This window comes from Okeania sp. SIO2F5, assembly GCF_010692685.1.
GTDB classification, from domain to species: domain Bacteria; phylum Cyanobacteriota; class Cyanobacteriia; order Cyanobacteriales; family Microcoleaceae; genus Okeania; species Okeania hirsuta.
The window spans coordinates 1-26,824 of record NZ_JAAHGU010000004.1 but is presented as its reverse complement, the minus strand read 5'-3'; the positions used below and the strand labels follow the sequence as shown (position 1 = coordinate 26,824).

The window sequence follows — 26,824 nt, the reverse complement described above, 5'->3', positions numbered from 1 at the left end:
TTTTTAGTTAAAGTCTAAACTAATTTTTGGTAATATCATTCCATAATGTGCAACCCCCTATTTATGAATATAGGAATCTGGGTCTTAGGAGACCAAATCAATATTAATCAAGCAGCTCTTCAAAGTTGCACTGAAAAAGATAACATTTTTGTGATTATGATTGAATCCTTAGAACATATCCAAGTTCGACCATACCATCAGCAAAAATTGGTCTTAATTTGGTCAGCTATGCGTCATTTTGCCGTTGAGTTGCGTCAAGCAGGTTGGCAAGTTACACACACAGTATCCACAGATTTTGAAACACCACTTAAACACTGGGTCGAAACTAATCAAATTACTGAACTACGGGTAATGAAACCCAATGATAAACCTTTTCTTGAAGTCATTAAAAATCTCCAAATCCCCTGCGATCTTACAATAATTCCTAATAACTTGTTTATTTGGCATGAAACAGAATTTAAGGAATGGGTTAGAAAGAGAAAACGCTTATTAATGGAATATTTTTATCGAGAAGGACGTAAACGTTTAAAAATTTTAATGAATCAAAATAAACCTGTAGGAGAAAAATGGAATTTTGACAAAGAAAACCGCAAATATCCCAAAGGCAAATTAAATACACCACAAACTTTATGGTTTCAACCAGATGAAATTACTAGAGAAGTTATTAATCAAGTTAAAGACTTGAATTTTACTAAATATGGAGAAATAGAGCCTTTTCGTTGGGCGGTAACTCGTCAACAAGCACTGCAAGTACTAGACAATTTTATTCAAAATAGTTTGCCTAATTTTGGTGATTATCAAGATGCTATGGTAACAGGGGAAGAAACCTTATGGCATTCTCTACTTTCTCCCTATATTAATCTTGGTTTGCTACATCCTTTAGAAGTAATTAAAAAAGTAGAGTTAGCTGATCAAAATCAACAATTAAAACTAAATAGTGTGGAAGGTTTTATTCGGCAAATTTTAGGTTGGCGAGAATATATGCGGGGTGTTTATCTTCTCATGGATGATGAATATTCCCAGTCTAATTGGTTTAACCATAATCAACCACTTCCAGAGTTTTTCTGGGATGCCAATAAAACAGATATGAATTGTTTACATCAAGTTCTAATTCAAGTACAAAATACAGGTTATGCTCATCATATTCAACGTTTAATGGTATTAAGTAATTTTGCTTTAATTTCTGGTATTTCTCCTCAAGAAGTAGAAAATTGGTTTCATGCAGCATTTATTGATGCTTATGATTGGGTCATGCAAACTAATGTTCTGGGAATGGGATTATTTGCTGATGGAGGTATTCTGGCATCAAAACCTTATGCTGCTTCTGCAAATTACATCAACAAAATGAGCGATTATTGTCAAGATTGTGTTTACGACTGGAAAGTTCGAGTTACATCACCTCAAGACAAGGGCAATAATTCACCAGCTTGTCCATTTAATTATTTTTATTGGGATTTTCTGGCCAGACATCGGGATAAACTTAAATCCCAGGGTCGTATGAACTTTGTTTTGGCTAACTTAGATAAAATAGACTCTGAGGAATTAGAAAACATTCATCTAAAAGCAGAAAAATGGCACTCTCAAAAGACTTCTTGTAGAAGTCAGGGAATAGGGAATAGGCAATAGGGAGTAGGGAATAGGGAGATAAAATTGTTGATTTCATAGTCTTGAATTGATTTAATTAACACTTTTGCTAGAGGTCTACTGTATTTGACATCTCAATTGCTTAAAACTCAGACAACGCAAGATTTTTCCTTCTTCCTTCTTCCTTCTGCTATACCAGAGGCCAAAAGGGAAAAACTGGCGATATAGCGTTACGCATAAAGGTTAGGACATGAATAAAAGCTGAAACCCTTTTGTATTGTCCTATTGCCTATTGCCTATTGCCTGTTGCCTGTTGCCTGTTGCCTTGCGCGTAGCGCTATATGACTTTTGACTTTTGAAATTTGACTTTAGCAAAGAGTTCAGAATTCTTATTTTTTACCATAATTTTCCACATAGATTCCACAGCATTTCCACAAGCAAGTTCAATGTTTTCCACAGATTAAACAGGTTTTTCCACAGACTTTAACGACATCATAATACTCTTGCAATTGAATTGGGGATTTTTTCAGTGGGGAATAAACAGCTTCATATTAACCAGTTTTCATAAAGTTTTATAACAAAAAGTGCCTTGAAATACCTATTATTTCGTAAATCTTTTATTTATTGAAAGTCTGTTGTAACATTTCTCTACATTGACAACCATACCCCCTCTTAGTACACAATAGTGCGACATTGGTAGTTCAAAGTCAGTGGTTTATGGCCACAACTAGGGACTATGAAGAAGAAAAAATATACAGATAATCTTACTTAAACATGAACTTAAGCGTTAGTATTTTGGCCGAAATTCCTGAAGCACTCCATGAATCTCTTAAAACCTACTTAGAAACCCACCCTGACTGGGATCAAGACCGTGTATTTTCAGCAGCTTTGTCACTATTCTTGTTACAGAATGGAGATAGCAGTACACCAGAAACGTCCCTTTGTTATCGGCAAGCTGCTAGGGTTTACCTAGAAACTCTTTTCCAACATCATGATATAAGCAGCATTTAGTGGTGCATATATTGAACCTCTCTTTGCTGCTGATACTAATGTATTCTAAATTACTAAATTGTTATATGGCTTAAGCTCTGCTTTATAGTAGGGTTATTTTAAAGTTCGATACGGAGAATAATTTTGAAATACGAAGGTAATAGGGAGGTAGATTAGTAGGAAGATGAAATAAGTTTGTACTATTTTCAACTAATGCAAGTCTGAAACATTTTCCCACTACCTTAGTTAAATCAGAATTGAGCTAAAAGTATCACACTTTGAAACTAAAGTAGTTTAAATGACAAAGCTATGGTGAAATACTAAAACTTGAAACTATAGTAGAACTAAATTTTTAGCAAACAAATGACTGAAGTTTTAGATGTCTTAGTTGTTGGCGCAGGTATTAGTGGGTTAAGTTTAGCCCATGCACTGACAAAATTAGGTAATAATTCCCCCTTAAAGATTTTAGTTGCTGAAAGCCAAAATCGAGTAGGCGGAAATATCACAACAGTCTCTTTAGGAGACTTTCTTTGGGAAGAAGGACCGAATAGTTTTTCTCCCACACCGGAATTTTTAAAGTTGGCTGTAGATGTTGGGCTAAAGCAGGATTTAATCTTTGCCGATCGCAAACTGCCTCGCTATGTTTATTGGAATGGTCAATTATTACCAGTGCCCATGAGTCCAACAGCTATGCTACAGTCTAAGTTACTGAGTGATGCTGGTAAGTTACGCGCCTTAGTTGGTGCTTTGGGTTTTGTATCACCTGCTATTGGCGATCTGTCAGAGCAAGGGGGAGAAGAAACTGTATCTCAATTTTTCCAGAGACATCTTGGTGCTGAAGTGATGCAGCGACTGGTGGAACCTTTCGTTTCTGGTGTTTATGCAGGAGACCCTAGTCAACTGAGTGCTACTGCTGCTTTTGCTAAAGTGGCTCGAATGGCTGACTTGGGAGGTGGACTTTTAGCTGGTGCTTTGTTGTCTGCTAAAAAAAATCGTAAGTTCAAGGTTGCTCCCGACCCTAATATTCCTAAAACTAAAACAGGAGAATTGGGTTCTTTTCGAGGTGGTTTGGAGGCATTACCAAAAGCGATCGCTTCTTATTTAGGAGAAGCAGTTAAATTAAATTGGCATCTTATTGGTATTCGTCGGACGGAAAAACAAACTTACATAGCAGAATTTTCTACTCCCAATGGTCCTGAGCAAATAGAAACTCGTACTATTTCTCTTTCTACTCCTGCTCGTGTTTGTGCAGAATTATTCAAAACTTTGCAACCTGAAATTGCTTCTATCTTTAATGAGTTTTATTATCCTACTGTTGCCTGTGTAGTCTTGGCATATCCTGATACTTCTATTAAGGCTAAGATAGACGGTTTTGGTAATTTGATTCCTAGAGGTCAAGGTATCCGGACTCTAGGTACTATTTGGTCTTCTACTTTATTTTCTGGTAGGACACCTCCAGGATGGCAAATTTTTACTAATTTTATTGGTGGTGCAACAGACCCGGAAATTGCTCAGTTAGATAGTGAAGCGATAGTGCAACAGGTACATCAAGATCTTTGTCAAACTTTGTTAAAACAGGATGCTGAACAACCAAAAGTTCTCGCGGTGCATTTATGGTCTCGTGCTATTCCTCAATATAATTTAGGCCATAATTCTAGATTGGAACGGATTAATAATGGCTTAAAATCTTTGCCTGGTCTATATCTATGCAGTAATTATATTGGTGGTATAGCTTTGGGAGATTGTGTTCGCCGTGGCACAGAAGTAGCGACTGAAATTTATCAAGGTTTGCAGACTTGATATTCTAGAGTTTTAATTTCGATGAAACTAGTTCTTTGCTTCGACTGCTATAATTCTAATTTTTCTGTTTGTAAATACTAGAATTGAATGATTATTTTATTGATCTCAACGTTGGTTGAAGACCCGCGCTTTCCCAAAGGGGAGCGTCCTATGGGAAAACCAATCAATTTTGTGGTTTTGCCAATAGTGTGTTAGGATTAAATAAGGCTACTGGGCTAGCAGTGTCTAGGGGAGCCGTCGGATTGGCGACGTACTGTGGAGCGCGCCTTTAGACCAGAAAGGGGGAAAGACCTTGGAGGCAGGTGCGTTAGAAGCAGAAAGTTCTAATCTACGAGGTTTAGGAATCCCGCGTTGTCGCGCCATGCGCAACGTCGGGATGATGTCAAATATACCAGAAGTAAGAAGGAAGAAATAAAGGAAGAATTATCTTACGTTGTCTGAATTTTAAGCTTTTGATGGAAAAACGCGTGGTTCATTTTGATTGTGGGTTCATAGATGCGGAGTGACTTCCGTGGCAAAATTCTCTATTATCCCTCACACCCTTACCTCTGGTGAAATTATTTGTTCAAATCTATCTTTTTCCTTGACAATATTCTCCTTCTTATAAAACTATGTATGTATGACTATCAAAATCAAACATCAAGCTTATAGCCAATACCTCTAACAGTTTTGATCTTTGGAGAATTGTCATTACTATTCTCTAGTTTTTTCCGTATTTGACCAATATGGACATCAACTACTCGCTCATCTCCCATATATTCATAATCCCAGACTTCTTGGATTAAATCTGATCGCTTCCAAGCACGGCCAGGTTTACCTGCTAGGCAGTATAATATATCAAATTCTAAGGCCGTCAAAGCAATTAATTCTCCATTAATTTTAACCTCTCTACCGTGAGGGTCAATTGTCAGATTTCCTAATTGTATACCTTCTGGCTGTGAGTTGGAAACTAATCTTTGACGTTTTAATATAGCTCCGACACGAGCGCCTAATTCTACTAAACCAAAAGGTTTTGTGATGTAATCATCTGCACCCTCTTTAAAACCGTGTAATTTACTATCCTCATCTGCAAGACTGGTTAGCATTAGCACAAATACATTTGTATTACTTTGCATTTTTTTGCACAGTTGAAATCCTGTTGTATCAGGCAAGTTTACATCTAACACTACTAGGTCTGGTGAAAATTTATTGAATAATTCTAGAGCTGTTTTACCATCTCCAGCAGACTCTACTTGATAGTTTTGTTGGCTCAAATACCGATGAATTAAAGTTCGGATGGCTGGGTCGTCATCAACCGCAAGGATCTTTACAGGGGCCATGACATAAATATCAGGATAAACTAAGTACGATATAACTAAATTGCTGTTTTCAATTAAGAATTAGCAATATTTTGAAAAAAAGTGGAAAAGTTGTTCTATATTTCAAGCTAAAGTATAGTTTTGATGATTGCTTATAACTAAACAATCAGTTAAACCCTAAATTAGCAAATTAGTTGATTATACTCATTTATTTAATCTAATACAAGAACAAAATTAAAAATTTTTTCTTTAGACATTTTTTTTAGATATATTTTCGAGAAGTTAAAATTTGGCTAATAGTTAGTTATTAACTATAATAATAGATAGCACAACTCAACTACTTATAACTACAACTAGATATATCTATGCTATTCTATCATAGTGACAGTAGCTTACTTAAATAAAGTCTCAATTAGAGTTGATCATAACGATAACTAATATGTAGATTTCATCCATCTATCATTAATAATACTATAACTTATGTCTTTTTGGTTACAACATAGTTAAAATTTTAGGTAACAAATGGCTAGGAATCTTAGCAAGAGCTAGATTTTGCCTTTGTATTCCATACTTATTGTAAAATGCACGAATAGTTCTGACAATATGATTAACAGTAGTTTCCTTTCCTTGTACTACGTCAATATTAATATTAGTTTGTTGCTCACCAGTATAAGCCAGTAAGTGATAATCCAAAGCTGATTCTAAATTACTCATTTGACTGTCTTTATCTGATGTAATATTGGCTTCTATAACTATTTGATAATAGGCAAGTCCAATATTATTATAAACAGCCAATAAATCAAAAGTAAGTTGATATGGGGAAAAATGTTGAGCTATATTAACAGCTTGGGAATAAGCAGCGATCGCTTGATGAAAAAGTTGATTCCGTATTTGATGTTCCTCAAATTGCTTGGCCAAATACCAATAACTAGTACCTAAGTTATTCTTTGTTGCAGCACAAGCAAGGGGAGCAATTTCTGGGGTTCGATATTTTAAGGCCTCTAAATAAGCATCAACAGCTTTTAACATCAAGGTTTCTGATGACTCTTGCTGAAATTGAGCTAAATTCCAATAAGCTATGCCCAAGTTATTTTGAATCATAGCATAGTTGAGAGGTTCAATTTCTGGTGTAAAGTAATCAATAGCTTTGGTATAAGCTGAAATTGCCCCTTGCAAGTGATCCACTGCTTGAGTATATTGAGCCAAATTCCAATAAGCTGCACCTAAATTATTTAATGTCGAAGCATAATCTTGAGTATGAGTTACTGTATCTAAGTACAAGATTGCTTCTTGATAGGCCATAACTGATTTTTCCCAATTCTTTTCTGCTTCCTGATAATTAGCTAAATCTCCGTAAGCTAGACCTAAGTTTTTTTGTAATCTGGCATAAGTCTCTTCCTGGGATGGGTTAATCTCACCTATAGCCATTTGATATAAAATAATACTTCGCTCTAAATAAACTAATGAATCAGATTTACTAGATTTGATTTGACGAGATAACATCCAGTAAAGAGTGGCAAGATCGTTGAGAATGTCAAGAACGGGAATTTGGGATGGAGAAAATTGGCTCATATTTCCTACATCTTCAAATGTCCACTCAATTACCATTTCATAAGCACGAATGGCAATAATTAAACTTTGTTCTGATACTTCCCCTGCTAAGACGCGGTCGCGATGAAAGTCCCCTAAAGCTTGATAAGCTATGGCTAGTTCTGGAGATGGATATTTGGACTTGTTTAAATCTTGAATCTGTTTGAGAATTTGAAACTGTTGTTTTTCTAGGGATGTTTTTTCTTCACCGGACTTTCTAGAAATTTCTGACCATACTAAATTTGCTAGTTCAACTAATTCCCACTGTGGCAGTGGCGTATTCTCCTGTTCTTGGTCAATGCCAATGGGCAACTCTGGTAATTTTTGTGGAGCGGGGGGGAGAAGATGAACTGTCAGATTTTTTGATTCAACATCAATAGTAGTGTAAGACTTTTGTTCTAATGCCATTAATGGTCTTACAGTATTGATAGAAGGTAGGCTAATTTTTGGAGATAAGAAAGATTTAGAGTTTTGTTGATTTGGCAATGATGATTTATTTTTTCTAGGAGCTATAGGTGTGGGGTCTCCTTCAAATTCAAATATTCCTGTGTGCCAATGCCAAAATTCTGGGGCGGATTGTTTGATACTATTGAGCCAAGGTCGGTTAATCCAAAGTAATATACTGGATTCTAGGGTAGATAGATTTGTTTCTATTTTTTTGAGATTACTAATAAATGACCATTGAACTGTTGAAGGTTGTTTGGTTAAGCTTTCTACTCCAATAATTTGAAATCCTAATATTTGATATTTTTGTGTTTTTTGATATTCAGGATTTTCGGTAAACCATTGATTAATTTGAGTTACTGGATTAGGATTATTTAGATTTAAGTTGAGAGTAACAAATAAAAGATTTTTATGATTATTTGGCGTTTTTTCTGTGTAGTCGATAGTATTGGTTAAATCTACTTCTAAGTTTTCAACTAGGTTATTTCTTAGTTGTTGATTATCACATACAGCTATAAAAATTTGGCGACGTAGATTTAATGATAGAGCTTGTTTCAAGCGTTGATAGATTTGCCAGTTCAATTGAGAAATTGTTGTGGAGCCAATGTCTATCACGGTTCTATATAGGGGGGGAAATTTCAGTTATCAGTTATTAGTTATCAGTTGTTAGTTATCAGTACCTTTGCAATAAGGAGAATTGACCTTGGCGGATATTCTCTTGACTTTTGACTGTCAGATGTGCGTCTTACATTCTGAGGAAACCTCGCCAATTAGCACTCGCTTTTGACTTATATTTTTATGGTACATTTTGTGGTGCGAAATGTGAGTTAAAAGGGGAGACTTTAGACCAGAATCTTTCGGTAATAGAAAACCAGACTCTTGAAAATTCAAGAACCCGGTTGAGTCTTTAAATAATTTTTACTTAAAATTTAAGCAGAAACAGAAAAAGCAACAAATACTAAACTACCTACTAATACAGCTCCTAGAGTTCCTAAAACTAAATAGTTCATTTGTTGTTTCTGATCTGGAGCGTCCGCTTGATACATTTTTGGCTCTGCAGCAAAATTATTTAGACGTCCACCCTCTTCTGTTGTATATGGCATGATTAAAAATCCTTTATCTTTTTTTTATCTTTACCTAGCTTAACATAAATTTGGTGAATATAAGAAATTATTACTAGGGCGTGTCATAAATTAAATCTGAAATAGATACACGGCAAGAGTTTTGGGCTTTTAGCCTCGAAATACCCCAAACGCTCAAAATCTTGACTGACAAAGCTTTTAAACTCTAATTGATGACAGACCCTAGCTTTGCTCCGAATTAATCCTTCCAGTCAATGGTGAAGAGGCGATCGCATAATCTTTTTTGGGTATCCTTCCTGCTAAATAAGCCAAACGTCCTGCTTCTGTCGCCATTCCCATTGCTTTGGCCATCACTGATGGATTTTTAGCTAGAGCGATCGCTGAATTAATTAGTAAGGCATCTGCTCCCATTTCCATTGCTTGAGTTGCTTCACTGGGAGTACCAATTCCTGCATCAACTACCACGGGAACCTTAATATTGTCAATAATTATTTGAATGTTAGCGGCATTTTGTATTCCCTGGCCAGAACCGATAGGAGAACCCAGGGGCATAACTGTGACACAACCAGCTTCTTCAAGTCTTTTGGCTAGTAGTGGGTCAGCATTAATGTAAGGTAAAACAGCAAAACCCTCTTTAATTAATTGTTCTGCTGCTTGTAGTGTACCGATAGGGTCTGGGAGTAAATACTTAGGATCGGGAATAACTTCCAGCTTGACAAAATTATTGTCTTCTTGACCCAATAATTTAGCCATTTCTCGTCCCAGTCTGGCAACTCTCACAGCATCTTCAGCAGTTTGACAACCTGCGGTATTTGGCAACATCCAGATTTTTGTCCAGTCTATAGCTTCTGCCAAACCTTCATGGCCAGGAGCTTGAGTTTGCACCCGTCGTACTGCCACAGTTACGATTTCACATCCACTAGCTTCTATACTTTGCTGCATTTTTTCTATGCTGAGATACTTGCCTGTACCTGTCATTAGACGGGAACTAAATTTTTTATCAGCAATAATAAGAGGTTGTTCTGGAGTTTGTGAAGTTGGTTTTTCTGCTATTTGCATTGCTTAATTTTGATGTTTACCGAACAGCTTTCGTTGAAAGTCCTTGTGCTTCAGCCGAGGGATGAAAACGAGTAAATCGTTCAGACTAGAGGGATAAATCCTTCTTGTTCTATGATACAGTCTTTTTCATCTCTAAGAGTTATTATATGTACGGTTGTCAACAAATCCTAGTTAATCAATACAAAGAATTAATCAACATATTAAAGTTTCTCTGTGAACAAGCTCACAAATTAACTAATATGGGGATTTATTATGCTAGACAATTGTATTTTAAAGCTCAAAAAGCTCTCGGTAAATTTTACCTATAAAAAGAATATAAAACCAATAACCACTATAGAATTTTACATTCTCAAGCTGCACAACAAATATTAACAACTGTAGCAGAATCTTTTAAATCTTATTATGGATTAGTTAAAGCTTATCAAACTGGAAAAATAGCAGACAAGCCGAGAATACCTAACTATAGGAAAAAAAGTGGATTAGCAATAGTCAGTTATCCTAAGCAGGCACTTAAGCTGAGGAACAATTTAATTAGAGTATCATTAGGAAATACTTTTCAACAATTAATAATTAATAATTAATAATTAACAATTACCTCTCCTGGAAAAGAAGAAAATTGACTCAAAGGAAAATTTTTTCTTGTTTCTACTTTAAAGGATAGGCTTTAAACCTTAATTATTCGGTAAGAGGTGGTTTGGACTAGATAGCTTTAATATTCTTATGCCAAGTAATCTGAATTTTGCCGACATCAAACAGTTAAGAATACTACCTCGCAATCAATGCTTTTATTTGGAATTTATTTATGAAAAACAAGTAGCAAAAGTCAATTTTAATTCCCAGAATGTATTAGGTGTTGACTCTGGTTTAAATAATTAGACTTGTCGCTTTATAACTATAAAAAACTGCTAAACCCTTATCATGTAAGGATTTTAGCAATTTCCAGTGCAAAACGTATGGAATTACTACTGTGTCTTAATTTGAGCGATTTTTTCTATCTATTTAGCGACAACTCTATTGGTTAACTTGCGTTTCCAACGTTGGTACAAGTTTTATTGTTGATGGCCAGCAGATTAAATCAATGAATCGTTGGTATAACAAGCAAATATCAATTATCAAAGCAAATAAACCTCTTGGGTTTTGGAACAATAAGCATGACACTAGGCTTAGACCTGAGTGGAGTGTCTAGGGCGATTTTGACTTCGCCCCACAGGATGAGACTGTGGTCAGTTAATAAGATAAAAATGCCGAAGGACTCGGCTAATGCCAGTGCTGAAACAACCTTATTAGAATCTCCTGAGCTTCAGCCAGGAGAGTAGTCAAAACTATTGTAAATTTTTTATTTAAATCCTAGTTTTTATGTTTATAGGAAAGGAAGCTACAGAAGATGAAGATATTTCTGGTATTGCTTCTGGGGAAAATTCCTGAATACTCGATCGCAAAGCGGAACGGATGTTCTATCGCCTCTGAGCAAGGAAATTTAGTTGAATAAAAAGTCATGCGTATGGGCGAACTATCCCTTATGTTTTTTATAATATCACAAAAATTGTGAGAATGCAGCCAAAAATCATTTGACGCGCTGATTTTTTTTGGAGCTTCAGAAAATGAAAAAGTTTGTGGTTTTCCACTGAGGAGGTATAGATGGAAAGATTAGGTGATAGGAAAAGCCAGCATATCTTGGAAGCTTCACAGAATGCAAAAGTTAGTGCTGGCTAACATAGCGGTCTAAAGGAATGAATCTTCTGATTCTAATCTTAAAAAGAGGGGAGTATTTTTCAATCTTTTTCCTGTTCCTGTATTGCCCCTATTCCACATTACTCAACCTACATATTAAGGTAGTGATTATTTCTCAAGCCTAAAAAACTTAATAGTAAGGAAAATACCGAGTAAATTCTATGATTAACCATAAGCACCGTGAGGTAAAAATCCCAAAATTCGCTTCAATCTTTCATCTGCTTCTTCATAACAATGACTTGGCATCTGATAATTCATAAATGGTGCATATTTATGTCCAACTAATCTTTTCCCATAAGTAATTTGTGTAATGTACCGGGTGACAGAAGATGAATTTCTAGAACCTCTATGCCAAACTTGATTGTTAAAACAAACTGCAGTACCCATTCCTCCAAGACAACTATGAATTTGATCTTCATATCTCAACATATTACCATCACAAAACTTGCCAAACAGATGTGAACCTGGAATAACTTGTGTTGGTCCGTTGTCTGGAGAAAATACATCAGTTAAGTAATAATTAACGGAAAATGCTAGAACATTCAAGCGAATATTTTTTAGGGGTTTACCATCAAGAGAAAGAACGTGTGGTGTATCATCTTGATGCCAGGCATTGTTGGCTAGTCCATCAGTTTGAGGAGGAACTTTAAAAGAATTATTGTGGATAACATGAACAACATTAGCATTAGGAATTCCATCACTTATTGAGTAACCTGTTCCATTTGCTCCACCGATTAAATGTTCTGCAAATGTAACAATTGGTTCCATCGCAAACAAGTCTAGATTATCTGGGGAATGCTCAAACATTCGCTCCATTATTTTGATTGATGTGTAAGCTTTCGCTACTGGATTAGACCTGTCAGATTTTTCTTCTTCAGTTTTCTTTAAAATTTCATCTAAGTCATTTCTAAGAAATTCACATTTTTCAGGTGTTAATACATTGGGAATAACTAAAAAACCATTAGTATGAAAATATTCAATCCATGTATTTAATTGTTCTGTTGATGGAGTTTTATCAGCTAAATATTCAGGCATTTTTTTTCATTATTTTTTATAAGTATTAATTATTAATTGCTTTGGGATAAAAAATAAGGAAAAAGTAGGGAGTAAGCCGGGTTCTGTTCCCTTAACTGAAACCAGCTAAGAGGGCAATTATCTATCTGGGATGCCTGTTACCAGACACCTCTAGCGGTACACTTGACAATGGAGCTGGAAAAAGACCAACCATTGCCCCTCCGACCTTGCTCCCCGCCGGGGTTTACCTAGCCAGTACCTCACGATACTGCTGGTGCGCTCTTACCGCACCTTTGCACCCTTACCTCAGAGACTTGAATAATATCTGATCTCTATGGCGGTATTTTTCTGTGGCACTATCCTCACGATCGCTCGCACTGGGCGTTATCCAGCAAGCTTGGTCTTTTGGGAGCCCGGACTTTCCTCAGACCCAAGATATTGAGTCCGCAACTGCCTCGCCTACTTTACCCCTATATTTACATATTAGCAAATAAATAACCTATTGTTAATTTTTTACCCAGGATAATTTTGATGATCAGTATAGAAACAATTAATAGGGAGTGGGGAGTAGGGAGTAGGGGGAAATAATTGATTAATAAGAGTGCGATAATTGATTTTATTTTTTATTATTGGAGATGTCTATTATACAAGTTTAAAAAAAGAATGCTAGAAAAAGGTAGATGTCGATCAGATCTGCTTAAAAATAGCCGATCTAGTTCATTTTAGATAGTTATATCTATCATTTTTCCCTTTTTTTCAATATATACCCCTTTTTCCTCTCTTGGTGTGCATTCCCTTGCGTTTGCCGCCGACGCGGAGTCGCACCGCTTCTTCCTTCTTTCTTACTTCTACCTTATGTAACAAACATTTATCAAATTGTTATTAATCATCTATCTGAAATTTAATATCATCCAGTATTAATGTATAAATGTATTTTTTTTCTAAATAACTACTATTTTGCGACTATAAGGTATCTATTAAAATAATTTATTAGGGACACTAAAAAGTTGCTTATTGGTGAGTTAAGACTTTGTATTTTCTCCTGACTCCTGAATCCTGAATTCTGATTTTAATGCTACATTTTGAAGTACCTAATATAGACTTTAATGTCGTGAGCATTCAGCTATTGAACATATTCAAGCAACGACTAAGGTTCGCTAATGACCAATTTCATTAATAACTTTTCATTCTTCTTCTAGACTAATTATTCCTGTCAAAATAATGAGTTAATAACTCATAGCTCATAGCTGATAGCTGACCGCTGTTTGCGCAGCATTCCGTAGGAAATGCTTACTTAATCTATGCTAATCTTCTGCTTCGATAGTAGTTGGAAGATTTTCAAACCATCCTCTTCGCCAAAAGAAGTAAATCAAACTAATAGCAGTAGAAAACATTATGACTAAGCAAAGAGGATAACCATAATACCAATCTAATTCTGGCATATTCCAAGGAGAATCTGCTGGGTCAAAATTCATCCCATAAATTCCGGCGATAAAAGTTAAAGGAATAAAAATTGATGAAATAACAGTTAGTAGCTTCATTACTTCATTCATTTTATTATTGACAGAGGACAAATAAATATCCATTAAATCAGAAGCTAAATCTCTGTAAGTTTCTACTATATCTCTGAGTTGAATTGTATGTTCATAACAGTCTCTAAAATAAACCAATACATCAGGATTGATTAAATTACTACCATCTCGAATCAGAATATTAATTGCTTCTCTTGATGACCAAATAGCTCGACGTAGTGTTAATAATTCTCGCCTCAGTTTATAGATTTTTTGCATGGTATGACGGTCTGGTTTAAATACTACTTCATCTTCTAATATCTCTATCCTTTCTCCATATTCTTCTAATACAGGAAAAAATCCATCAATGATTGTATCTACTAGAGAATAAGCTAAATAATCTACTTTTTGTTTCCGAATAATTCCTTGATTATTTTTGATTCTTTCTCGTACAGGTTTCAGACAATCATATTCAGGATTTTCTTGGACTGTGATTAAATGTTTTTCTCCTAAAATAATACTGACTTGCTCTTTTTCAAATGATTCTGAATCTGATTTTATTCTTACCATCCAGGTAATAATTATGAGTTGATTTTTGTCATGTATAACTTTAGGTCTTTGTGGTACATTAACAATATCTCCAACACTCAGAGGATGTATTTGAAATACTTTTGCCATCTGTTGCCAAGATGTTTTATTGCCTAAACCAAGTACATTAATCCAAGAAATTGAATCTGATTTGAGGTAGGGAATACAAATTTCTGGGTTTGCTATTTTGATCCTGGTAGCTATATTTTTTGTATAATCTATCAGAGCCATCTCTGGTGGTGGAGCATCAGGTTCTAAATTGAGAGTTCCAGGTAAATCTTCTGGATCGTCATAATAATAGTCAACATGAGATTCTTCTTCTGAAGGTAATTCATAAGAATTAGGTTGTATATTGATTGAATGTGCCATAATTTGAAAATTTGAAAATTATAAGTACTACTTCTAACAATTTTAAGTTTGATAAATAAAGTGATATAAGGTGATTTTCTTTTAACTTTATTTTTTTGATAACAGGGGTTGAAATATATTTTTAAATTGACGTTATATCATGTCTGCTTAATTAGTGATAAAAAACTTTCTTATTCTTTTACTTCTTTATTTCCTCCTGACTCCTGTACGTCGCCAATCCGACGGATCTTCTACCTGACTCCTGACTCCTCCGTTGTTATTTATTAAGTATTCAACCTGACATGATATTATTCCTTCTTATCTTTAATTTTGACAATTGGAAAACTTAAAAAATTTATATTTGTCTCAATAATAATTATGAAAACAAAAAATATACTGTTTTTAAGTAATGGTCACGGAGAAGATACACATAATTGTCAAATTATTAAAGCTTTTACAAAAATTTGTTCAGATACAACTATATCAGCTATGCCTATTGTTGGTGCTGGTAATAGTTATAAAAATTTAGGAATACCAATTATTGGCCCTACATCAAATATGCCATCAGGGGGTTTTTTTTATCTAAACCCTTTATTATTATTTAAAGACTTGGGACAGGGATTAATTAGTTTAACTTGGCGACAGTTACAAACAGTTTGGCAATTTGCAAAAAACTGTGATTTAGTTATGGCTACTGGAGATATTGTAGTCGCAGCGATCGCTTATTGGACAAAGTTGCCTTATGTGGTGTTTCTTTCGGCTGATTCTAGTTATTATGAAGATCGAATTAATTTGGGTTTAATATTGCCAAAATTACTGAATAATTCTAGATGTTTAAAAGTTTTTGTTAGAGATGCTTTGACTGCAACAGATTTAAACCGACAAGGAATTAAAAAGGCAGAATTTGTCGGTACGCCTGTGATGGATAATTTAATTTCTACAGGAAAAGATTTACAGCTTAAACCAGGATTATTTACTATTGGTATTTTACCTGGTTCTCGTTTACCGGAGGCTGGCATAAATTTATCATTGCTACTTAAATTGGTCAGAGAAATTGTCAAATTTATGGGAGAAAATGTTTGTCAGTTTCGAGTAGCTGCTGTTCCTATTTTAATGTCTGAACTAGAGGCAGTCGCTACTTCTGAAAATTGGCAATATCAAGCAGGTAAGTTGACGTTTTTAACTGAGGAATATTCAATAGAAGTAATTTTTTACGAGGATGCTTTTGCCGATATTTTACAACAATCAAATTTGGTAATTGGGATGGCAGGAACTGCAATTGAACAAGCAGTAGGATTAGGAAAACCTGTCATTACTATCCCCGGTGAAGGTCCTTCATTTACTTATCGGTTTGCGGAAGCTCAAACCAGACTTTTAGGTTGTTCAGTACAGGTTATTGGTAAACAACCAGCTAATAATTTTATTCTGCAAGAAGCAGCTCAAAAAGTAAAAGAAACTTTGGCAGATAAGGAATATTTAGAAGCTTGTATTCGTAATGGTATTCAAAGGATGGGTAGACCTGGTGGTAGTGAGAAAATAGCTGATTATTTAATTCAATATTTGAGTAGGGAATAGGAAGTTCATTAATGGATAATGGATAATTCATTAATGGATAATTACCTCTGGTTAAAACCGTTACGGAATTGAATGTAAGGAAATATTATATTATGTCTGGTAGCATCGGTCTTGTATAGCAAAGGTAGGCAACAGGCAACAGCTCATCTGGCAACAGGCAGGAATACTTAAGAGCAAGAAAAAACTTAAATTTCCTGGAGATATTCACTCTTGGGTTTACACAAACGATACCAGCGGACATGATATTATTTCTTTTCTCTTGGTCGATTGGATATGGCTCCGAGACCTCGCCATCCCACCCTGCGGGAAGCTACGCTAACGACCAATTTTTCCCCTTGAAAGGGGAGGCTTGAAACCAGAATTATTTAATTATTAATTAGGGCTTGCTGATTAAATCTAAAAGTATTTACAGATAAAGGTAAGTGCCTTTTTGGGGCCTTGAAAAAGTGCCTGATTTTCAGCTATTGATGCTCAAAAAGTTAATATTTTAGGCGCATAGTTGGGCAGAAAAATCCCAAATTGACAATTGTTACTCCTACCTCCTTGCTCCCGACCCATTTCTCCCGACCCATTTCTCCCGACCCATTTCTCCTGTCTTCCCCTCCTGGGAGGGGTTAGGGGTGGGTTGTCTCCTACCCTCACCCATAAGACTTTTGAGCGCAAACCCTAATTATTCATTCGGTAAAAGGCATCTTGATACAGAATCAATCTCTAGAAAACTCCCAGTTACCTTCCCCTCTCTCGCGGGGACAGCAAGCCTTATGGTTCATCTACCAGAAGGATCTAGAAAGCGTAGCTTACAACATATTTATAACCACTCGTCTGGCTGGAGAGTTAAACCTAGAGGCTTGGCAAATGGCCTGGCAAAAGCTGATTGCACGACATTCGATCCTGCGAACTACCTATAGGAATCAGAACGGTAAACCCGTTGCAGTAGTTAGTCAAGACTGCAAAGTCAAGATTGACGTAACAGACGCTTCTAGGTGGGAGTCCGACGAATTAAAAGCCAAAATTATGGCAGCAGTAGAGCGTCCGTTCAATTTAGAAACGGGTCCGATAATGCGCTTGGAGCTGTTTGCCCGATCGCCCCAGGAGTTTGTCCAATTGATAACCATGCACCACATTGCCGGGGATGGGTGGTCATTTGACTTGCTGCTCAAAGAACTCCGGGTATTATACGCAGCTTCCGTCGAGAACCTCCCAGAAGCAAAAATAGCTAACTTGCTAGCAGATTCTCCCTGGCAATACGCGGACTATGTGTCCTGGCAGTCCGAGATGCTCTTGTCTGCACGAGGAGAACAACTCTTTCGCTACTGGCAGAAACAACTGGCCGACTGCTTGCCGATTTTGAATCTGCCAACAGACAAAGCGCGACCAAGGGATTTGAGCGGTCGGAATGAATTCCATATTGTCGAGATCGACCAACGACTCCGAGAGAAACTGCTACAACTAGCTGCCGATCTCGGAGTCAGTCTTTACCGGACTATGCTGGCTGCCTTCTTTGTCCTGCTACATCGCTTATCGGGTCAAGAAGACATCCTGCTAGGAAGCGCAATGGCTGCAAGGTGGAGCGTTGACGAGCTTAAAAGCCTTGTCGGTTACTGTAACAACGAGGTAGTGTTGCGGGCAACTCTTGCGGATAACCCCACCTTCGTTGAATTTCTCGCCCGCATCCATCACACGGTAACGGAGGCACAGACTCATCAAGATTATCCCTTCGACTTATTAGTAAAACGACTGAACCCTCGTCGAGATGCTAACCGACACCCTCTAATTCAAGTCGATTTCACTTGGCGCAAGCATCGCTGGTACAAACCTGAGAGACCCGAACTCCCAGCAGGTGAGAAAGCACTGTCTATCGAGCCATACTTAGCCGTACACCAACAGGGTTCCGTATTTGATCTGAGTTTGGCAATTGAGGAACTTGACAAATCTCTCCATTTCATCTGGGAATATAGTGCCGACCTATTTGATGCCAAAACTATTCGCCGCTGGGCGAGACATTTAGAATGCTTGCTAGAATCGATTGTCGCCAATCCACAACAGCGCGTTGCGTTTTTACCAATCCTGAGGTCAGAGGAACAACATCAATTGTTGGTGTCCTGGAACAATACTCAGACAGATGCTCCCCAAGATAAGTGCATTCATCAGTTGTTTGCAGAGCAGGTAAAACGGAGATCAGACAATATCGCGGTAGTTTTTGGGAACGAACAAATTACCTATCGGGATCTGAACGCTAAGGCAAATCAATTGGCCTATTATTTGCAATCTCTGGGAGTAGGTCCAGAGGTAATAGTGGGGATTTGCATAGAGCGCTCGGTGGAAATGCTGGTGGGATTGTTGGGCATTCTCAAAGCGGGTGGGGCGTATTTACCCTTAGACCCGAGTTATCCGCGCGATCGCCTGGCTTATTTGTTAGAAGATTCGGGAGTAACTTTGCTGTTGGCTTCCGAAAAGTCAGTGGCTCGACTCCCAGAAAGCAAGGGACGGGTTGTTTTCTTGGATAAAGATTGGCCGGTCATTTCTCACAATAGCGCGGAAAATCTTGCCCTCCGTACCAAACCAGCTTCTTTGGCTTACGTCATCTACACTTCAGGTTCTACCGGAAAGCCAAAAGGGGTGGAAATCGAGCATAAAAGTTTGGTAAATGCCTATCGTTCCTGGGAGCAAGCTTACCAGCTACGTCCCCAGAGCAGCCATCTGCAAATGGCGAGTTTCTCCTTTGATGTCTTTACGGGAGATTGGGTTCGCGCCCTTTGCTCGGGAGCCAAATTAGTTCTATGTCCGAGGGACTTTTTGTTAGAGCCAGAAAAGCTGTATCAATTGATGCTCCAAGAGCAAGTCAATTACGCAGAATTTGTGCCAGCGGTAATGAGAAACTTAATCGAGTATTTGGAGAACACCGAGCAAAACCTAGATTTCATGAAGGTATTGGCGATCGGTTCGGATAGCTGGTCTGTGCAAGAATACCAACGATTTCGCCAATTCTGCGGTTCGGGAACTCGGTTAGTGAATTCTTATGGAGTCAGCGAAGCAACCATTGACAGTTGCTATTTTGAAAACGCCAATATCCAGCGACCCCTTGAATCTCCAGTTCCTATCGGTAAACCATTTGTAAACGCTCTTCTCTATATTCTCGACGATCATCTCCAACCGGTTCCCATCGGCGTACCAGGAGAACTGCATATCGGTGGCATCGGTTTAGCCAGAGACTATCTCAACCGTCCGGAGTTAAGTGCAAAAAAGTTTATTGCTAATCCTTTTAGCCAAGAAGAGGGAGCGCGTCTGTACAAAACCGGAGATCAGGCACGCTATCTTCCGGACGGCAACATCGAACTTCTCAGTCGCATCGACAACCAGGTAAAAATTCGCGGCTTCCGGATCGAACCAGGAGAAATCGAGGCGCTACTGGCGAAACACCTAGAAGTGCAGCAAGCTGTAGTTATACTTCTCGGAGACCAACCGAGTAACAAGCGCCTGGTGGCTTATGTAGTTCCCAATCAATCTTTTTCTCCATCTTCCCAGAAAAATTGTAGCGACTTTGTCAATAACCCCTTGTATGGGAAGCAAATGCAGAAACTAACTCCAAAACTGCGTGCTTTTCTCAAGGAAAAGCTGCCGGACTATATGATGCCTTCGGCTTTTGTGATGCTAGACTCCCTACCCCTAACTCCCAACGGCAAAATTGACCGGCGGGCGCTCCCCGCACCGGATGGGACTAGCACCGGTAGCGATGCCACTTTTATTGCACCTCGCGATACCCTAGAATTGCAACTGACACAAATCTGGTCTGATGTTTTGGAAGTTTCTCCCATAGGCATCCGAGATAATTTCTTTGACATCGGCGGTCATTCTTTGTTAGCGATCGCCTTAATTACTCGGGTGAAACAGCAGTTGGGCAAAAGTCTCTCTTTGGCAACACTTTTGCAAAGTCCGACTATTGAGCAGATAGCTATTTCTTTGCGTTCGGGTAAAGATTCTGAGTCAACTTCGCCTCTAGTTAGGATTCAGCCTGATGGAGATTTACCGCCTCTATTCTTAGTCCCTCCCAGCAGCGGCACAGTCTTATTTTATCTCGATTTAGCCCGCAATCTGGGGAGCGAACAACCGATTTATGGTTTGCAAGCGCCTGGTCTCAATGGAGAGCGATCGCCTTTTACTACTCTCAAGGAACTCGCCACTCACCACCTAAAAGCAATTAAAACTATTCAACCTCGCGGTCCTTATTACTTGGTTGGTTTTTGCGTGGGTGGTCATTTAGCTTTAGAAATGGCACAACAGTTACACCAACAAGGGGATACCCTGGCATTGCTAGCGCTAATAGAAGCTTCTGCTCCCGAACACCACAGGCTTCTGATTGATAGCACGCCAGGAAGAATGCTAAGTCCCGATATTTTTTATCTCAGATTATTTGCTGAAGAAATGAGCGCTCCTTGGGGGAAAGAAGTTCTCGTATCCTGTGAGGAACTACAACAACTGATACCAGAGGAGCGATTGGGGTATGTCCTCGAACGAGCTAAGATGTTTGATCTATTGCCGGAGGAAGTGAGAGTTGAGGATTTGGAAAATTTGTTTGAAGTTTTTCAAGCCACGGCTATTGCGTCTTATAACTATGAAGCGCGACCTTATCCAGGTAATATTGTACTGTTTAATGCCAGCGAGCAGCTAATAGATATAGGGGGTGATCGGACTTTAGGTTGGCGAGATTGTGTTGGGGGAGAAATTGAAATCCACGAGATTCCTGGAGAACATTTCTCGATTATCCGGGAACCTCAAGTGCGGGTTTTAGCAGAAAGGTTGATGCTTTGTCGCGATCGCGCTCTGGCGAATTAATATTGGACCGATGGGCGACAGTCGAGTTGCGTTGTAATAATAAACGCTCTTATCATTGAGATCAATGGTGGTCAGGGACATTAGGAAAGTCAAGGTACATTGCTGTACTGCAAAGACCTAAAATATTAACTATGCGAATAGGCATAAACATTTCATATTCATTAAATATCCCCTTTTAGTTGAAATCAACCTTCAACAACTCTGGTATTTCTTCGCTAAAGTTGCCTTTAAAAGGAGATAGCTTATTTATACAGGTTGGCCACATAATTATTCCTGATATTTAAGAGTCATCTTTAACCTAATTATAGATTTTATTTGAAATTTTAGTCAACTTAAGCGAATTAAGTTAGGTTTATACTTTAAATTGGTAGTTAAAAGGCAAACTAGACTATATTTTTAAGCTATTCAATACAGGCGTTAGATCGAGAATCAGCTAATAATTTTACTCTGCAAGGAGCAGTTCAAAAAATCAAAAAAAACTTGAAACGCAAGATTTTCCCTCTTCTTCTTTCTTCCCCCTTCCCTCTTCCTTCTTCCTTCTTCCTTTTTTTTTAGAAGCGACAAATTGATTCAGGTTGGAGGGGGCAAATTCTGGCAACTGGGTTATTTCGCAAATTCAGTACATCTAATTTAATTAAAGTTGAGAGGGAATTAATATCTGTTATTTTGTTGCGACTTAAATCTAGTAAATTAAGGTTAGTCAAAGTTGATAAAGAATCAATTTTTGTAATTTGATTGAACACCAGGATCAGAATTTTCAGATTCCTTAAACTAGAAAGATTGGAAACTTCAGTAATGTAATTATCACTCAGATTAAGATAAGTTAGATTAGTGAGGTTAGAAAGAGAAGAAATGTCACTAATTTGATTGCGATATAAATACAAATTAGTGAGGTTAGTTAAGTTAGATAAGGGCGCAATTTTTCTGAGCTGATTATCGTTAAGATATAGGTGAGTTAAATTGGTTAAATTAGCTAAATGTTTAATATTTGTAACGCGATTAACTCCGAGATTTAGTTCAGTTAATGTTGTTAAATTGGATAGAGAAGATACATTTTCAATTTGATTAAAAATTAGGCTCAGATTAGTTAATTTAGTCAAATTAGACAGAGGAGATATATTTTTTATTCTATTATCGTTGAGTTCTAGATAAGTTAAATTAGTTAATTCAGACAAGTCATAAATATCTTCAATTTTATTACTATCGAGAAATAAATGAGTTAATTGATGAAGGTTAGATAGGGGAGATAATTCTTGAATTTGATTAGCATTTAGGGATAGTTTAGTGAGATTTTTAAGGCTGGATATAGGAGCAATATTTATAATATAATTATTATTCAGGGAGAGGGCAGAAAGACTAGAAAGTTTTTTGTCTGCTTCAATACAGTCATTCGTTCTGGCTTTTTGCAATAGAATTTTAACTGTATATTGAGAAGTGGGAGAAATATTTGTTTGATTTAAACACCATTCTCTAAAGGTAGAAAAATTTTCTGGCGAGGTAGAATTAGCCTTTAAATAAGGTTGCATCAGCAGTATCCCTACCCAAATATAAATTCCCAAAAAGATTACTTTGAGTCTTTTCATTGCAGCTTCTACTCCAAAATTTTGTTGATGTTAAAGTAATTATAATCAATGCTATAGCAGGGAATAGGGAATAGGGGAAAAAACATTTTCCTGTCTGAGGTTTATGATTAGTCTATGTCCTAATGGGACTTACACATTTTATGGAAGAGTCAGTCTAGATAAGGGAATTACGTCAATACCCTCAAAATGCCTAGAACCCCAAATAAACACGAGTACCCATCTTAGTAAGCGTCAGATGAAAATTATGATGTTTAGTTCTTGCTTGAGAAAGTTTTGTTGTCTCAAAGAAATTTTTGGTATGATTTGTAAAATTAATTTTAGCTGAATACTCAGTAATATTTGATTGGCTATTGCTGAGTTGAGGATGATATTTGACTTCGTATTTTTGGAGTCAGTAATTAAAGGATTTTGTTGTTGATTTGTCTCTGAGTTGAGTTGAGATACAATAGTTTTTAAGTCTTCTATTTGGGCAAATTATTGATCGAGATTTATCGACTTTTCTAAAATTTTTAATTGATTTCTAATATTGAGGTAGAAAATTTTACAAATTCTTTGTAGCCAAAATACATCAAAGCTCAGAACTAATGTTACTAACATAAAAAATATACTTTTTTTGAAGTCATTCAATTGTTCTTCAGTATAAAATATAGGGTCTTTTTCCCTTATTCCTGCACTCATATTTGAACTAATTGTCTTTTGCCATTCTTGAGCTAATTATTTTTGAGTTATTCTTTTTGAGTTTTGTTGTGATGTAAAAAATCAGCTTGTGTAAGAGTTATAATTATTTTTTGTGCCGCTCCAAACTGCTTAATTAGAGCAGGCTAAGGATACAAAAAATTAACCCTAAAAAATCCTTTTTCGTGCCTTCGCGCGTAAAAATATCTTACCTGTTGCCTGTTGCCAGATGAGCTGTTGCCTATTCCTGCAAAAAATCTATATCTTTTTCACCAGATGTCTATTAGATTAATTATTTAGGTTTAATTTAGGGACTCAGAATTCCTGAGATTTGTCTGATTGGAAAATTGTACTAGACTGCTTAACAAAAATCAATTAAAAAGTAAACTTTGTTACAGAATTAAACATAGTGAAATTGAGATACTATGGCAGCAATTTTCCTAGTAATCATCAATGAATAACTTCGCTTCTTTAGTATTGCCAGCCATCTTAGGACTAATAACTGGAGTTGGTCACGGAATCATTTCCCATAACGCAGACCTTCCAGTATCTTTGACCGAGCAAGTTGTCTTGTCCCTACAAATTGGTCAATTCCCAGAACCATAAAGATAAATTTTTATTAAAAGTATCTGTTAATACAGAAATATCTGAGATACTGAGAAAGTAAGTAATTGAGGAGACTTAGCTCTATGAACTCTCAAAACTCTCAGAATTTAGATAATATATCTGGTTTAGATCGAGTTGTGGTAACATTCTTGGTAGCTTTTTCTATGTTCATTGTTAGTTATAGTGCAACCCGTGTTTATCTAACTCAATCATCTGAACAAAGCCCTCAAGTTGAATCTAATGTTATCCCCCATCCAGCTTCTTTGTGGAGCGAGCTAGGTCGATAATTTATTCTATCGAAGCGGAGATAATATTTGATTTTCAAAACTCATAAACAAGTTATTTTTCTGAAAAGACTTTTATATAAGCTGTAACTTCTCACTATCAAAATGTTACAGCTTATGATAATTTTAGATTTTCTTTAATTAACCAGAAAAGTTAAAGAGTTTGAAAACCCCCATTTTTAACTAGGGGATAAAAAATTTCACGGTTGTTTTAAGCGCGAGTAAATATTAGTCTTTAATTTATCATTAATCAATCATCAATTAAAAGTTGATATTTTTAACATTGGCTTTAAAATCCCAACTATATTTTTAAAGTTAGTGATACACCTTGGTGGCAGGTTTGAATTCTACACAATAACGCCTGTTAACGCAGTTTCAACCCAGGAGGCTAACTGATATAGCAGTCGAAGCAAAGGGCGCGGACAGATCAAAAGCTTAAAACTCAGACAATACAAGATTTTTCCTTCTTCCTTCTTTCCTCTACTATAACTGTTTCAATTTACTCGCCCATACCGTGCCACAACCTCACCTCCACCATTCTCCTGACTTGTCAACCAAGCCCACATTTGGTCGCCCAGAGAAAAATGCCACCATTCCTGTTGATGTTGCTGAAACCCCACCGATAACATTACTTCTGCCAATAACTGTCGATGTTGATTATATTTCTGAGCTTCCTCATTTTTACTCCCCAAAAAATGATTCGGGTAAGAGCGGGGAGACAACTCATCAATAGGAGAACCCATATCAACAGTTTTGCCATTAGCATCCACTAAAGTTACATCCACAGCAGCACCCGTACTATGAGGTGGTGGGGTAGCAGGATTTAGACTAGGAGCAGCCCAAAACTGATAAACTAACTCTAAAATTTCTTGACGTTTTGCTTCTGTCAACTCCGGACTATCTAATGTTAAACCTTCAGCTTTTACTGTTTCTACAAAAGTGTAATCTACCATAAATTGTTGTACAGCAATGGGGCGATAAGCATCAAATATTTGGATGTGCCAACTGGGATATTTTTGTTGTAGTTTTGTTTGAGCTGCTATCAAACTATCTAATACTTTTTGACGTAAAAAATAAGGTGAATTTGCTGGAGATAAATGATAAGGTGCGCCTAATTTTTCATAGGGATGGGGTGATTCAGTGGCAAATTTTTCTAAGGGAATTGGGATGAGTGGTTCGTGACATTCTTGGATTTTAATTTTCTGGTATGGTTTCATTACAAATTGGCACTTAGTTATCAGTAGTCAGCTTACAATTATCAGGTGGAAGCGCTCAATTATTACTAAATTTAAAGCAAGATTTTACATTTAGTAGCTTGGGTTGAAAATTTTTAGGGCGGTTATTCGCAGGATAAAAACAACACGATATCTGATTTTTTTTTGGTTGCACTACCGTTGAACCCAACCTACAGTATGATAACTTCCCATTACCTAATCCCAAACTTCTGTCAAATCTAAAATAAATCCCGGCAATACATTTTTCCCAGATTAACAATTAGGATTTTCCCATATTTCTACTTCCCGATTTTGTCAATAAATCTCCACTTTTCGATTTTTACTATCGTAAGCATTTAGCGGTCAGCGGTCAGCGGTCAGCTATCAGCTTTATTGCCTTTAGTGGGGAATTTAAGCTCGTTGTTCTTGTGCTTCAATTCTTTGTTCAAAAATGTAGTAGAAGTTAAGCAAATACCTGGTTCATTCATTTTTATTGCTGAGAGCTGATTGCTAATAGCTGAATGCTTACTTACTATCAATTCAAACCTAGCACCATTTAATTGAAATTTTGCTTCAAATATGCTAATTTCTAACTCAAAAAATAGCTGAGAAAATACAACAGGAGAAAAATTATGTTATCGCCATTTGTGCAACGCAAACTTGCCTTGGCATTTTATCAGTATGACCAATCGAAAAATGGACTGCTAGAAAAGGAAGACTTGCAGCTAATTGCCAAAAGAATAGCTGAGTCTTTTGGTCTCAAAAAGGAAGATAGCAAATATCAGGAAATTCTTGATACCTATGCTAAAGTTTGGGATCATTATTTGAGTGCTGCTGATACAGATGGAGATGGAAAAGTTTCTCTAATTGAATTTTTTGAAGTTCGAGGGCTTTGTTGCATGAAAGTAGCGATCGCCAAAAACTCCCTTAGTTGGAAGTTAACTAGATTTCTACTTTGTAGCTCTGGGGTTTACCATTTTGAATCATCACGTTGAGTATGGAACATTGTATGAAT

The 26,824-nt window shown here is 36.8% G+C and carries 20 protein-coding genes and 1 other RNA gene; 11 read left to right on the top strand and 10 right to left on the bottom strand.

Features of this window, described 5'->3' with window-relative positions; all coding sequences use genetic code 11:
* Window positions 1–63: 63 nt before the first annotated feature.
* The 4 genes from F6K27_RS02285 to F6K27_RS02270 all read left to right on the top strand — a co-directional run bounded on the left by F6K27_RS02285 (window position 64) and on the right by F6K27_RS02270 (window position 4,789).
* On the top strand, window positions 64–1,626 hold the full coding sequence (locus F6K27_RS02285; RefSeq protein WP_287273165.1) for a cryptochrome/photolyase family protein: 1,563 nt from the start codon (window positions 64–66) through the stop codon (window positions 1,624–1,626).
* A 732-nt stretch (window positions 1,627–2,358) separates the two neighbouring features.
* Window positions 2,359–2,595 (top strand): DUF2811 domain-containing protein, encoded by a 237-nt coding sequence (locus F6K27_RS02280; RefSeq protein ID WP_287273163.1) that lies wholly within the window; start codon window positions 2,359–2,361, stop codon window positions 2,593–2,595.
* A 342-nt stretch (window positions 2,596–2,937) separates the two neighbouring features.
* Window positions 2,938–4,374, top strand: a complete 1,437-nt coding sequence (hemG, locus tag F6K27_RS02275) for a protoporphyrinogen oxidase (protein WP_287273161.1) — start codon at window positions 2,938–2,940, stop codon at window positions 4,372–4,374.
* A 292-nt stretch (window positions 4,375–4,666) separates the two neighbouring features.
* Window positions 4,667–4,789, top strand: a complete 123-nt coding sequence (locus F6K27_RS02270) for a hypothetical protein (protein ID WP_287273159.1) — start codon at window positions 4,667–4,669, stop codon at window positions 4,787–4,789.
* 217 nt (window positions 4,790–5,006) lie between these two features.
* On the opposite strand, the gene F6K27_RS02265 is transcribed toward F6K27_RS02270, so the two are convergent.
* From F6K27_RS02265 to F6K27_RS02250, 4 genes are all read right to left on the bottom strand, one after another.
* Entirely contained in the window at window positions 5,007–5,693 is a 687-nt protein-coding gene (locus tag F6K27_RS02265) for a response regulator transcription factor (RefSeq protein WP_287273158.1), read from the bottom strand.
* Window positions 5,694–6,164: 471 nt separating this feature from the next.
* Window positions 6,165–8,321 carry a tetratricopeptide repeat protein gene (locus F6K27_RS02260; protein WP_287273157.1) on the bottom strand — a complete coding sequence of 719 codons (2,157 nt, stop codon included), beginning with the start codon at window positions 8,319–8,321 and terminating at the stop codon, window positions 6,165–6,167.
* Window positions 8,322–8,635: 314 nt separating this feature from the next.
* Complete coding sequence (psb34, locus tag F6K27_RS02255) at window positions 8,636–8,809, bottom strand: photosystem II assembly protein Psb34 (protein ID WP_124145780.1); 174 nt, start codon at window positions 8,807–8,809, stop codon at window positions 8,636–8,638.
* A 201-nt stretch (window positions 8,810–9,010) separates the two neighbouring features.
* The gene (locus tag F6K27_RS02250; protein ID WP_287273156.1) at window positions 9,011–9,847 is read right to left on the bottom strand and encodes a thiazole synthase; all 837 of its coding nucleotides are present in this window, start codon (window positions 9,845–9,847) and stop codon (window positions 9,011–9,013) included.
* 720 nt (window positions 9,848–10,567) lie between these two features.
* On the opposite strand from F6K27_RS02250, the gene F6K27_RS02245 reads away from it, so the two are divergent.
* Complete coding sequence (locus F6K27_RS02245; protein ID WP_287240229.1) at window positions 10,568–10,723, top strand: hypothetical protein; 156 nt, start codon at window positions 10,568–10,570, stop codon at window positions 10,721–10,723.
* A gap of 275 nt (window positions 10,724–10,998) precedes the next feature.
* A complete protein-coding gene (locus F6K27_RS02235) occupies window positions 10,999–11,163 on the top strand; it encodes a hypothetical protein (RefSeq protein WP_287273154.1) in 165 nt (54 codons plus the stop codon).
* Between the two features lie 580 nt (window positions 11,164–11,743).
* Here the strand turns inward: F6K27_RS02235 and F6K27_RS02230 are convergent.
* The 3 genes from F6K27_RS02230 to corA all read right to left on the bottom strand — a co-directional run bounded on the left by F6K27_RS02230 (window position 11,744) and on the right by corA (window position 15,060).
* Window positions 11,744–12,613 carry a phytanoyl-CoA dioxygenase family protein gene (locus F6K27_RS02230; protein WP_287273152.1) on the bottom strand — a complete coding sequence of 290 codons (870 nt, stop codon included), beginning with the start codon at window positions 12,611–12,613 and terminating at the stop codon, window positions 11,744–11,746.
* 56 nt (window positions 12,614–12,669) lie between these two features.
* Window positions 12,670–13,059, bottom strand: an RNA gene (gene rnpB / locus F6K27_RS02225) — RNase P RNA component class A.
* An 837-nt stretch (window positions 13,060–13,896) separates the two neighbouring features.
* Complete coding sequence (corA, locus tag F6K27_RS02220) at window positions 13,897–15,060, bottom strand: magnesium/cobalt transporter CorA (protein ID WP_287273150.1); 1,164 nt, start codon at window positions 15,058–15,060, stop codon at window positions 13,897–13,899.
* A gap of 357 nt (window positions 15,061–15,417) precedes the next feature.
* Between corA and F6K27_RS02215 the strand changes: the two genes are divergently transcribed.
* Window positions 15,418–16,614 carry a lipid-A-disaccharide synthase-related protein gene (locus F6K27_RS02215; protein WP_287273148.1) on the top strand — a complete coding sequence of 399 codons (1,197 nt, stop codon included), beginning with the start codon at window positions 15,418–15,420 and terminating at the stop codon, window positions 16,612–16,614.
* Window positions 16,615–17,307: 693 nt separating this feature from the next.
* Entirely contained in the window at window positions 17,308–21,447 is a 4,140-nt protein-coding gene (locus F6K27_RS02210) for an amino acid adenylation domain-containing protein (RefSeq protein ID WP_287273147.1), read from the top strand.
* Window positions 21,448–21,998: 551 nt separating this feature from the next.
* On the opposite strand, the gene F6K27_RS02205 is transcribed toward F6K27_RS02210, so the two are convergent.
* Window positions 21,999–23,030: a leucine-rich repeat domain-containing protein gene (locus tag F6K27_RS02205; RefSeq protein WP_287273145.1), complete on the bottom strand. Its 1,032-nt coding sequence runs from the start codon at window positions 23,028–23,030 to the stop codon at window positions 21,999–22,001.
* A 474-nt stretch (window positions 23,031–23,504) separates the two neighbouring features.
* Window positions 23,505–23,708: a hypothetical protein gene (locus F6K27_RS02200; protein ID WP_287273144.1), complete on the bottom strand. Its 204-nt coding sequence runs from the start codon at window positions 23,706–23,708 to the stop codon at window positions 23,505–23,507.
* Window positions 23,709–24,158: 450 nt separating this feature from the next.
* On the opposite strand from F6K27_RS02200, the gene F6K27_RS02195 reads away from it, so the two are divergent.
* Together F6K27_RS02195 and F6K27_RS02190 are read left to right on the top strand one after the other, a co-directional pair.
* Complete coding sequence (locus tag F6K27_RS02195) at window positions 24,159–24,311, top strand: hypothetical protein (protein ID WP_287240218.1); 153 nt, start codon at window positions 24,159–24,161, stop codon at window positions 24,309–24,311.
* An 83-nt stretch (window positions 24,312–24,394) separates the two neighbouring features.
* Entirely contained in the window at window positions 24,395–24,598 is a 204-nt protein-coding gene (locus tag F6K27_RS02190) for a hypothetical protein (protein WP_287240216.1), read from the top strand.
* A 491-nt stretch (window positions 24,599–25,089) separates the two neighbouring features.
* Here the strand turns inward: F6K27_RS02190 and F6K27_RS02185 are convergent, their stop codons facing one another.
* Entirely contained in the window at window positions 25,090–25,812 is a 723-nt protein-coding gene (locus tag F6K27_RS02185) for a M15 family metallopeptidase (RefSeq protein ID WP_287273142.1), read from the bottom strand.
* A 629-nt stretch (window positions 25,813–26,441) separates the two neighbouring features.
* Here F6K27_RS02185 and F6K27_RS02180 point away from each other — a divergent pair.
* Window positions 26,442–26,804 (top strand): EF-hand domain-containing protein, encoded by a 363-nt coding sequence (locus tag F6K27_RS02180; protein WP_287273140.1) that lies wholly within the window; start codon window positions 26,442–26,444, stop codon window positions 26,802–26,804.
* Window positions 26,805–26,824 lie beyond the last annotated feature (20 nt).